Source organism: Nocardia cerradoensis NBRC 101014, from assembly GCF_000308535.1.
Classification (GTDB): domain Bacteria; phylum Actinomycetota; class Actinomycetes; order Mycobacteriales; family Mycobacteriaceae; genus Nocardia; species Nocardia cerradoensis.
In genome coordinates, this window is sequence record NZ_BAFW01000276.1 from 1 (window position 1) to 463 (window position 463).

A 463-nucleotide genomic window follows, 5' to 3' on the forward strand; every position below is an offset into this window, starting at 1 on the left:
TGACCGAGGACACCGCGACGCTGCTGCGCGAGCGGACCCGGTCCTATTCGTGGGGCAATGCCGAACTGGCCCGCAACGATCCGCAGCTGCTGGCTGTCGTCGGATCGCTGTCGAGTACCGCTTTCGTGGTGGAGGCCGCGGTGCTGGCGGCCGCCGACGCGCTCGACGCGGCGACCCGCCACGTCTGGGAGCACGGCGTCCCCGACGATCGGCTGGAACTCGCGGCGTCACTGCAGACCTCGCAGGTCAAGGTGGCCGTGGAAAAGATCGCGCTGAGGGCCGCGGCCGAGGCCTTCGACGCGGGTGGTGCATCGTGGACGCGCGCATCGGTGCGGCTGGACCGGCACTGGCGCAATCTGCGGACATTGTTCTCCCACAACCCGACCGTGTACAAGGCCCGGGTCGTGGGAGACGTCGTCGTCAACGACGCCGAGCTGCCGAGCGTCGGATTCTTCTGAGTCCC

General features: G+C 69.1%; 1 protein-coding gene. It reads left to right on the forward strand.

Features of this window, described 5'->3' with window-relative positions; all coding sequences use genetic code 11:
- Positions 1–458 (forward strand): acyl-CoA dehydrogenase (locus ON23_RS27930; protein ID WP_039781871.1); only part of this gene is annotated, 458 nt, incomplete at its 5' end.
- Positions 459–463: the final 5 nt, after the last annotated feature.